Source organism: Roseateles sp. P5_E11 (assembly GCF_054049355.1).
This window is the reverse complement of the sequence record NZ_JBFUMO010001216.1, coordinates 1-524: the sequence shown is the minus strand read 5'-3', so window position 1 is coordinate 524 and position 524 is coordinate 1. Positions and strand designations below refer to the sequence as shown.

Genomic DNA, 524 nt, shown 5'->3' with positions numbered 1-524 from the left:
GTGGAAACTGKCCTCGCCGCCACCGAAGCCCAGGCCGTCGGTGATGGGCACCCAGGACGACGTGGGCTGGTTCCAGCGGTAGGCGCCACCGATGTCGGTGCGCGCGTACAGCAGGTTGGCGGTGGTCGGGTGGAAGACCAGGCCCGTGACGTAGCCGCCGCCGCCCCACTTCGCGCTCGTCCAGGTTCCCACCTTGATGGAGAACGTCTGCTGGGTCTTGGCGCCGCAGCTGTTGGTGTAAGTGGCGGTGGCCGTGCAGGCCGCGGGCGGCTGGATGGTCTGCTCGCGTGCTGCACCGGCGGTGCCGCAGCCGCTCCAGCTCCACATGCCGCCGGATGTCGGCTGCGGGCCTAGGATGGCCGAGGCGCCGGTCTTGATGGTGGCCGATGCCGTTTGCGTCCACGCACCGTTGGCGTTGATGTAGGGTGTGATGGCCGTCGGCTTGCAGGCGGCGCCAAGCGTGGCGTTGGCCGAGCCGGAGTTGTAGCTGCCGCCGTTGGTCGTGAACTTGACCCAGTACCACA

The 524-nt window shown here is 68.8% G+C and carries 1 pseudogene; it reads right to left on the bottom strand.

From position 1 onward, the window contains the following. A pseudogene (locus ACXJKR_RS34420) lies at positions 1-524 on the bottom strand (hypothetical protein); the annotation flags it as partial.